6 protein-coding genes and 1 pseudogene are annotated in these 10,059 nt (G+C 35.6%); all 7 read left to right on the forward strand.

Annotation, left to right across the window (positions count from 1 at the left end):
* Positions 1-184 (forward strand): annotated as a pseudogene (locus tag LDB17_RS03400) (TolC family protein); the annotation flags it as partial.
* A 5-nt stretch (positions 185-189) separates the two neighbouring features.
* Complete coding sequence (locus LDB17_RS03405) at positions 190-1,281, forward strand: efflux RND transporter periplasmic adaptor subunit (RefSeq protein WP_252637359.1); 1,092 nt, start codon at positions 190-192, stop codon at positions 1,279-1,281.
* A 2-nt stretch (positions 1,282-1,283) separates the two neighbouring features.
* On the forward strand, positions 1,284-4,382 hold the full coding sequence (locus LDB17_RS03410) for an efflux RND transporter permease subunit (RefSeq protein ID WP_252637361.1): 3,099 nt from the start codon (positions 1,284-1,286) through the stop codon (positions 4,380-4,382).
* A 126-nt stretch (positions 4,383-4,508) separates the two neighbouring features.
* The gene (locus LDB17_RS03415) at positions 4,509-5,333 is read left to right on the forward strand and encodes an AraC family transcriptional regulator (RefSeq protein ID WP_252637362.1); all 825 of its coding nucleotides are present in this window, start codon (positions 4,509-4,511) and stop codon (positions 5,331-5,333) included.
* Between the two features lie 70 nt (positions 5,334-5,403).
* A complete protein-coding gene (locus LDB17_RS03420; RefSeq protein ID WP_252637363.1) occupies positions 5,404-5,751 on the forward strand; it encodes a YciI family protein in 348 nt (115 codons plus the stop codon).
* Between the two features lie 254 nt (positions 5,752-6,005).
* Positions 6,006-7,334 (forward strand): Na+/H+ antiporter NhaA, encoded by a 1,329-nt coding sequence (nhaA, locus tag LDB17_RS03425; protein WP_252637364.1) that lies wholly within the window; start codon positions 6,006-6,008, stop codon positions 7,332-7,334.
* 142 nt (positions 7,335-7,476) lie between these two features.
* Positions 7,477-9,846: a TonB-dependent receptor gene (locus LDB17_RS03430; RefSeq protein WP_252637365.1), complete on the forward strand. Its 2,370-nt coding sequence runs from the start codon at positions 7,477-7,479 to the stop codon at positions 9,844-9,846.
* Positions 9,847-10,059: the final 213 nt, after the last annotated feature.

Below are 10,059 nucleotides of genomic sequence, written 5' to 3' on the forward strand. Positions count from 1 at the left end.
GTTGGATGATATGCTTGGTATATATACAAAAAATTTCCTAAATAGAAATATCAGTATGCTCGAATACCTCGATTTTATGGAATCTTATAAAAGCAACAAACAAATAGTTCTTTTATCTCGAAAAAATATGTACAATTCATTTGTAGAGTTTCAATATGCAGTTGGCACTGAAATAAATAAGTAACGATTATGATAACAAGGAAAATTCTATTATTTACATTAACGATTCTTTTTTTATCGCTTGTTTCCTGTACGGGGAATGGAGAAGGTAATTCCGATAAACAAGCAAAAATTGTTCCGGCTTTCTATTCGTCAGTAAAGACTGTAAAGGCAGCATACGAAACAAGAATAGAAATGTTGACTCTTACAGGACAAGTAGAATATGATTCAGATAAAGTAATCAATTATTATCCTCTAACTGAGGGAGTAGCTGGCAGGGTTTATTTTTCATTGGGAGATAAAGTTGAAAAAGGACAAGCGCTGTTAGATATTCATAGTAAAGATTTATCTGAGCTGCAGAGTGAGCAAAGCTCTCTACAGGCTGAAATACGTATCATAGAGCGTGAACTTAAATCTGCCAGGGAGATGTTTAAAGACAAGATGCTTTCGGAAAAAGAGTTGTTGGAAATAGAAACTAAACTCAAACAAACACAGACTTCCTTATCAAAAGTAAAAAATGATATGCAACTATTCGGCTCAGACAAGGGGAATGGAATCTTTTCTATAAAAGCTCCTATGTCCGGATATATTGTATCCAAAAACGTAACATCAGGAAGTACATTATCTTCCGACAATGGCTCTCTTTTTACGATTGCCGATCTATCTACAGTGTGGGTAGTTGTGAATGTATATGCCGGTAACCTACAGCTGGTAAAGGAGGGAATGGATGTGAATTTTACAACATTGTCTTATCCTAATGAAACATTCGAAGGTAAGATCAACTTGATGTCACAAGTTTTTGACCCTGAAGATAAAGTCTTGAAGGCAAGAATTATTATATCGAATAAAGACCTGAAGTTGAAACCTGGAATGTCTACTATCGTTTATCTGAAAAATCAAGTTGGAGAGAAAAATATAGCTATCCCTTCTGATGCATTAATATTCGATAAAGACCACTATTTTGTTATAATAAAAAATACCGATGGTAATTTTCAGATAAGAGAGGTCTTTTTAAAAGGGCATAGCGGACAGGTATCTTATGTAAAATCAGGATTATCTGAAGGAGAAGAAGTTGTGACCTCAAACCATTTACTAATATATTCAGGGCTTAACAATAAATAATTATGCACAAATTTGTTGAGAATATTATTGCATTTGCACTACGTAACCACATATTAGTACTTTTTCTAACATGTATACTCGCAATAGCAGGAGTTATTTGCTTCCAAAACACCCCTATAGAAGCATATCCGGATGTCACTAACACACGCGTGAAATTAATCGCTCAATGGCCAGGGCGAAGTGCCGAAGAAGTTGAGAAATTTGTCACTTTACCTATCATGCAGCAACTAAATACCATTCCTCGTAAAACAGATGTCCGTTCGACGTCCCTTTTTGGCTTGTCTGTAATTACTGTTCTATTCGAAGATGGGGTTGATGATTTCTTTGCCCAGCAATATGCGTCTAATAGGATGCAAGATCTCGACCTCCCTGAAGGTGTAGAATTATCAATAGAGCCACCTTCGGGTGCTACAGGTGAAATTTTTCGTTATGTTCTCAAGAGTGATTTGCCTGTACGCGAGGTAGCTGCTATCAACTCTTGGGTCGTAGAGCGTGAATTATTATCTGTGCCGGGAGTAGCAACAATAGCCAGCTTTGGTGGAGAAGAAAAAATTCTAGAGGTAAAAGTAAATCCTGCTGAGCTTGCAAACTATAACCTTTCCCCTTTGGATGTATATGAAGCCGTTGAGCGAAGCAATATAAATGTTGGTGGCGATGTAATACAAAAAGGAAGCCAAGCATTTGTTGTTAGAGGTATAGGCTTGCTTGAAAGTATAGAAGATATTGAGAATATACTCATCGAAGTAAAAGGAAGTTCACCCATACGTGTAAAACAGGTTGCCGAAGTGGGTATATCCTCTAAACCACGTTTAGGACAAGTCGGTCTAAATGACGACGACGATGTGGTACAAGGTATTGTAATTATGTTGCGAGGGCAAAACCCCAGTGAGGTGATTGTTCATCTGAAAGAAAAAATAGCAGAGCTTAACGAGCGTATCCTGCCTGATAACGTTAAGATAGAGCCCTTTCTTGACCGTACTAACCTTGTGAATGCAACCGTGCATACCGTTCTTCGCAACCTACTCGAAGGTATTTTGTTAGTATCACTCGTGGTCTTCATATTTCTTTTCAACTGGCGTACATCACTCATTGTGGCATCCGTCATTCCATTATCATTCTTGTTTGCCATTATCATGCTGCGTATACAAGGTTTGCCTGCAAATCTCATATCCATGGGAGCCCTGGATTTCGGGCTGTTACTAGAAGGAACACTGGTTATTGTCGAAAGTGTGTATGTCGCAATGGAAAAGCGATCACATGATCTTGGTAGCCATTTTAATCCAATGCTGAAAGGTGGATTGATCCGCAAAAGCGCCGGAAGTGTAGCTTCATACATTTTTTTTGCACAGATAATATTGGTAGTCGCATTATTCCCTATATTTTCGTTTCAGAAGGTTGAAGGAAAAATGTTTCAGCCGCTGGCCTTTACCTTAGGTTATGCGCTATTAGGTTCACTAATTTTGTCTTTAACGTATGTGCCGGTTATGTGTAAATTATTATTGACAAAATCGGTAAAAGAGAAAACCAATTTCGTAAGTCGTTTCTTTACCCGGGTTTTATACAATATGTTTGCGTTTGCAAGTAGACATCGTATACAGACTATAGTGATATTTTTATTGATACTAACCACTTGCGTTATTCGTTTTTCATTCTGGGGCACTGAATTCATTCCTCAGATGAACGAAGGTGCAATATATGTGCGTGCTACGCTACCGAATAGCATTAATCTGGACGAATCGGTACGCATAACAAAAGAAATGAAAAAGAAACTCCAAAGCTTTGAAGAAGTGGATTTTATTTTAACACAAACGGGACGTCCTAATGATGGAACTGATGCTACCGGATTTTTTAATATAGAATTTCATACAGAACTGAAACCTGAAAAAGAGTGGAAACACAAAATAAGTAAAGATGATCTGATAGCACAAATGCAAGACTCTTTAAACATCTATCCGGGAGTTGTATTAGCATTCAGTCAACCGATACAGGATAATGTAGAAGAATATGTTGCCGGTGTAAAAAGTTCTCTGGTTATAAAAATATTCGGTTCAGACCTACATCAACTTGAGGGTTTAGCTGATCAGACAGCGGCTACCATCAAAAACATACGGGGGATAGAAGATGTTAATGTATTTCATAGTATTGGGCTGCCCGAACTCCGCATAAAGTTAGAAGAATCGCATATGGCACGTTATGCTGTATCTATGAAAGATGTACAAACGGTTGTTGAAATGGCGATAGGAGGTAAGGCTGCGACATCTTTCTATGAGAACGAACGTACATTTGATGTGATGGTGCGTTTTCAAAAAGAGTTTAGAGACAATGAAGATAAAATAGGGAATATTCTTATCCCAACAATGGATGGCAAACAAGTCCCGTTGAAAGAAATAGCTAGTATTGATTTTATTACCGGACCTGCATTTATCTACCGTGAAGGTAGCAGCCGTTATGTAGGAGTTGGTTTTAGTATACGAGACAGGGATTTGGGATCAACTATAGACGAAGCTCAAAAAGCTGTTGGACAAAATATAAAGCTTAAGTCTGAAAATAAAATGGTATGGGCAGGCGAATTTGAAAGCCAACAACGCGCCACAAAACGTTTGATATTTATTATTCCGGCTGCACTTTTGATGATCATATTTCTATTATATATGAACTTCATGACAGTAAAAGATACGCTGATAGCCGTAAGTGCTATGCCATTTGCATTTATCGGCGGTTTTGTATCTTTATGGTTAACAGGTACAGTCTTTGGTATATCGGCAGGAATTGGATTCATTATCTTGTTCGGTATCGTTTCTATAGATAGCATCTTGTTGGTAACACTCATGAAGAAAAAAGTACAACAAACGCATAACCTCCGCACAGCAATCAATGAAGCCGTATCTCAACGTGTACGACCGGTTCTGATGATTGCCCTAATGGGGTCGATGGGGCTACTTCCGGCAGCTTTATCTACCGATATGGGTTCTGAGATTCAACGCCCGTTAGCTATAATGATTGTAGGTGGAATAATTATATGCATGATTCTTTCTTTTACAGTATTACCTCAAGTATTTTATTTTGCTTATAGAAGGGATAAAAGACTAAGAAAAGAATAGAAGTATTTAATAAAAGAAAATTGCAATAATTGTGTAAATTTGCTGCTATAGGCAGTCTATAATTAGACTCTTATAATTCATATAGTATTAAATAAACAGAGAATATTCCTGTATAAACAATCACGTATGATAAAAGAATACGCTATGGCAGATGCTCTTCCTGATAATGCCTTATCAAAATCATTTTTTATAAGGCATTTCGAATCAGGAGAAAATGTAGAGATCGAATGGCCCCATAGCCACTCTTTTTTTTCTTTTGTTTGGTTTACTCATGGAAGCGGATTTTATGTGATTGATTCTGAAGAATACACAATAAGACCACAGAGAGTATTTTACGTTGCTCCTAAGCAGATTCATAATTGGAGCTTCTATGATAATGTACAGGGATATATTATTTTTATAGACCAATTAGCCGGTTTAGATATGAATTTGAGCTATAGCTCCCCTTATATTGATATCGACAATGTTGATGTATCGCTTCACTTATCTATTCTTGAGGATATAAAAAAAGAACTACTTTATAAAGATGATGCATCAGAAGAAAATATAAAAGCTGGGCTCTTATACTATTCTCGCTTATTATATAGGATAGCCAAAAGGAAGCAGGTAAAAACATACCAAAGTAATACACTAATAGAGCAATTTAAAGAGTTAATTCTATCCGATTATTCGAAATTATATACAATCTCCCATTATGCAAATAAACTAAATGTACGAGAAGAGAAATTGAATGAAACATGTAAAAAGATTCTTGGTATCTCATCCAAGCAATATCTACTTAATCTTAAGATAACTGAAGCTAAACGGCTATTGATATACTCCGACTGCAATATAAGTGAAATCACTTATCAGATTGGATTTGAAGATTCTTCGTATTTTGCCCGAATTTTTAAGAAAAAAACAGGACTTTCTCCTAGTACTTTTCTTAAAAAGTACCGAAAACAGGCCTAAAAGTGCTGATATATTTCTTATTGACATCTTTATATTTGTATTTGTTTTAAATATTAATAAAATGTATGATATGAAAGATTTTCTATTGATATTCAGATTAAATAAAGATTCGGAGATAAAACCATCTCCAGAACAAGTGAAAGAAAGAATGGAATGGTTCAGTAGTCTAATGAAGCAAAATAAAGTATCCGATAAAGGAAATACCTTATCCCCCTCAGGAGCAAAAACAATTCATTCGAATGGAAATATTGTAAATAGTGCTCATTCAGAAGGTACAGAGATTGTAACAGGATATGTAGTCATAAATGCAGAAACAATTGATGAAGCAGTAGAGATTGCCAAAGCTAATCCTATTTTCAAAATTGGCGGTAGTGTCGAAGTTCGAGAAGTAGCCAAATTCATAAAAGGGAACGATTAACTTGTAATTAGATTATATAACTAACAAAGTCGTGATTTATATTATAAATCACGACTTTGTGTCTATTGGTTAGTCTTATCAGAGACCATAAATTCATTTAGAAAAAGGGGTTGTAAACATTAAAGATCTTAAATGTCGATAAATGTTAAAAAATATATGAAGTAGAAAAATATTTTTATTTTTGACTTTTACTTAAGTTTACAACTAAGGTACATTTTATTGTAGATAAAACATTCTCATAAAAAACTATATCGATGACAGAAGAAAAAAAAGAACCCATAGACAAGGTTGTTCAGCCCATTCAAAGGTTTATATTACAAGAAAAGGCGGGAGGGATCGTTCTTGGGCTAAGTGTTATAATTGCAATGATTCTTGCTAATTCTTCTTGGTCGGAAGATTATTTTCATTTTTTAGAACATAAATTAGGATTTGTATTTAATGGCATCCCTTTTTTTGAATATAGTATCCATCATTGGATCAACGATGGCCTGATGGCCGTATTTTTCTTTGTTGTTGGGCTAGAACTTAAACGGGAAATAGTAGGAGGGGAGCTGTCCAATCCTCGTAAAGCTCTTTTACCAATCGGAGCTGCAATAGGAGGCATGCTTGTTCCCGCGCTCATTTATATAAGTCTTAATCCATCAGGAGAAGTTCATCATGGCTGGGGCATTCCGATGGCTACTGATATTGCTTTTGCTCTGGGGATTTTGTATCTGTTGGGGAGCAAAATACCTATATCATTGAAAGTCTTTCTTACGGCTCTCGCCATTGTTGATGATTTGGGAGCTGTTTTGGTTATTGCATTTTTTTATACCTCCGATATCTCTTTTATAAGCCTTGCCACAGGTTTCGGATTTGCGTTTATCATGTTTGTTGGCAATAAAATGGGAGTCAGAAGTATTTTGTTTTATGCTATATTGGGAATTCTTGGGGTATGGACATCATTCTTGCTATCGGGTGTTCACGCTACAATAGCTTCTGTTATTGCAGCTTTCATGATTCCTGCAGATGTCAAAATAAAAGAAAATCTATTTGTTGAACGAATAAAGAAATATCTGAATAAATTTATAGAAGTCGATCCTAAAAGTGAAATTCCGACACTTACAAATGATCAGTTGCATTTACTGGAAGAAATAAAAATAGACACGAATAAAGCAATTCCTCCGTTGCAACGCTTAGAGCACAGAATGCATCCTTTAGTGACTTTCGTTATAATTCCGATATTTGCTTTAGCGAATGCGGGAGTTTCCCTAAACATTGATATAGAGCAGCTATTCAGCACAAATATAGCTTTAGGTGTGGCACTAGGTCTGTTATTAGGAAAAGTGTTGGGAGTCGTAGGTTTTACGCTTTTACTTATTAAATTAAAGGTTGCTCCTTTTCCGGAAGGAATGAATGTGCATAACCTACTAGGTATAAGCCTACTCGCATCTATCGGTTTTACCATGTCATTATTTATCACATCACTCGCATTCACTCATCCTGAATATATGGTACAAGCAAAAATTGGTATTTTTGCAGCTTCTATCATAGGCGGAGTGTTAGGGTATCTGACATTAAGTCGTTCCGTAAAACAGAAATAGTGCTATCTCCGATTATACTTATATTAATTTGCAAAGAGAATACATGTAGTAAAAGATTCTCATAGTTATATAAATTGTGAACTAATTTCTTTATCTAAATGTTGAATTTGTGAGTTTTAATTAATTCGCTTATTAAATATTTATGAAAACGATATTATTTGTATTTATATCACTTTTTAGTATTAGTGTATTCTCTCAGCAGAAGCATTCATTAAAGGGAACAGTCATAGACAAAGGAGACAGAAGCCCTATTCCTTATGCCAGTATAATAGTAAAGGGTACGACTATTGGTACACAAACAGATGAAGAAGGGCGTTTTTCTATTGAAAATCTATTACCCGGACCTTATACCCTTCTAGTATCATTTGTTGGGTATAAAGCTGAACAAACCCCTGAGTATTTATTAACTGTAAAAGATTTACAAATAATCGTTGAATTAGAAGAAAATAAAAATGAGTTAGCCGATGTTAATGTTTATCCTATGCCTTTCAGGCGTTCAATTGAAAGCCCGGTTGGATTACATGTTATAAGTACACAGGAAATAGAAAAAAGCCCTGGAGCTAACCGCGATATATCCCGCATTGTACAATCTTATCCGGGTGTAGCTTTCTCACCAGGAGGTTACCGAAACGATTTAATTGTAAGAGGCGGTGGACCTTCCGAAAATAGTTTCTTTCTGGATGGTATAGAAATACCTAACATTAATCATTTTAGTACACAAGGAGCTTCTGGAGGGCCTGTAAGTATCATAAGTGCAGATTTGATCAAGGAAGTAAACTTCTATACAGCAGCTTTTCCTTCGTACAGTAGCGATGCATTAAGCTCTGTCGTAAGCTTCAAATTAGCTGATGGAAATCCGGAAAAGCAATCTTTCAAAGCAACTTTAGGCGCATCGGAAGCGTCTGCGACAGCCAATGGACCTTTAAGTAAAAAGACAACATATACAGTATCCATAAGGCGATCTTATCTGCAACTTCTTTTCGATCTCATAGGGCTCCCTTTCTTGCCGACATACAATGATGCCCTGTTCAAGATAAAAACTCAATTGTCACCCACTAACGAGCTTACATTTATAGGTGTTGGTGCAATAGATGATATGAAGCTAAATAATAAAGCTACTACAGAAGATGCCGAATACATACTAGGCTATTTGCCAACAATAAAGCAGGAAACTTTTACCTTGGGTGCAGTTTATAAACATTACAACAAACGTAATAGACAGACTCTTGCTCTCAGCCATAGTTATCTGAATAACCGTAACACGAAATATCAGGACAATTTGAATAACGACCCTGATATGCTAAGGTTAAAATATAAATCGTTGGAACAAGAATCGAAACTTAGATTCGAAAACCTTACGCCGCTTGGTCAATGGAAAATTAATACAGGACTAAATATAGATTACGTGCAATATAGCAATAATAGTTTTCAGGTATTTTTTAATAACGATAAAGAAACGTCTCTCCAATATGATACAGAACTAAACTTTTTCAAATGGGGTTTATTCTCAAATATAGATTATGTTTCAACAAATGAGAGATTCAAATCATCTTTTGGAATAAGGTTAGATGCTGCATCTTATTCACATAATACCAAGCAAATGTTCAATCAGATTTCGCCCCGTCTATCTTTATCATATAGGCTTATAGCTAACTTGAATGCCAACGCTAATATCGGACGTTACTTCCAGCTTCCACCTCTTACAGCAATGGGATTGAAAGATAACAATGGTATGTTTGTAAACAAGGGGTTGGATTATATGCGTGTTGATCAGGTGTCGGCAGGCTTCAATTATCAGTCGATAAAGAATTTCGAAATATCTCTGGAAGGTTTTTATAAATATTACAACAATATGCCTTTATCTGTGCAAGACGGCATTCCTTTGATGAGTAAGGGTGACGACTACGGAGCTATAGGCAACGAACTACTTGTATCGGATGCAAAAGGTAAAAGCTACGGAGTAGAATTGTTAGCTAGGTGGGTGGTAGCACGTAAAGTAAATGTTTTATCTTCATTCACTTTATTCAAAAGTCAATTTGCAAAAAAAGAAGGCAAGTACCTTCCTTCGGCATGGGATAATGGCTATATATTTAATCTTACAGGAACTTATTATTTTAATTCTAATTGGAGTGTAGGAGCAAAGATAAAATCGATAGGTGGAGCACCTTTTACTCCTTACGATCAAGACAAATCCTCGCTGGTTTTGGCTTGGAATGCTTCGGGAAAACCTTATCTCGACTATACTCAATACAATACGTTGCGTAACCCTTCATATACTCAGCTAGACTTGAGAGTAGATAGAACTTTTTATCTGAATAAGTATATGCTTGGCCTTTACCTCGATTTACAGAATGTAACACGCAGTTCATTCAAAAGACAAGATGTTATTGTAAGTACGGGAAATATCATAAATCCGCAAGCACCAATAGAAGAGCAACGTTACGAGATGAAAAACTTGAAACGTTCGAGTGCATCTATAATCCCTACCATTGGAGTAACATTTGAATTCTAAAAATTAGTAAGATTAATTCATTTTAAAAGATTTATCTTTGTAATATAAAATAGCGCTTACTTAGGATTGATATGTATTGTGCAACATTCTCTCATATTTTAGATTATCTATTTTACATATATAAAGATAAATGTTTTATAAAAAAATTATTCCAATAAAGGCTCTGCAAGATTACATCCAATATTTTTGGATATTGGAGGACTTTAAGAATAA

The organism is Dysgonomonas sp. Shenzhen-Wh21, from assembly GCF_043392705.1.
GTDB lineage: Bacteria > Bacteroidota > Bacteroidia > Bacteroidales > Dysgonomonadaceae > Dysgonomonas.

What these genes read in the sequence shown, in the direction of transcription:
- nhaA (WP_252637364.1), top strand. Translation starts at nt 6,006, where the DNA reads ATGACAGAAGAAAAAAAAGAACCCATAGACAAGGTTGTTCAGCCCATT.
- LDB17_RS03405 (WP_252637359.1), top strand. Translation starts at nt 190, where the DNA reads ATGATAACAAGGAAAATTCTATTATTTACATTAACGATTCTTTTTTTA.
- LDB17_RS03420 (WP_252637363.1), top strand. Translation starts at nt 5,404, where the DNA reads ATGAAAGATTTTCTATTGATATTCAGATTAAATAAAGATTCGGAGATA.
- LDB17_RS03415 (WP_252637362.1), top strand. Translation starts at nt 4,509, where the DNA reads ATGATAAAAGAATACGCTATGGCAGATGCTCTTCCTGATAATGCCTTA.
- LDB17_RS03410 (WP_252637361.1), top strand. Translation starts at nt 1,284, where the DNA reads ATGCACAAATTTGTTGAGAATATTATTGCATTTGCACTACGTAACCAC.
- LDB17_RS03430 (WP_252637365.1), top strand. Translation starts at nt 7,477, where the DNA reads ATGAAAACGATATTATTTGTATTTATATCACTTTTTAGTATTAGTGTA.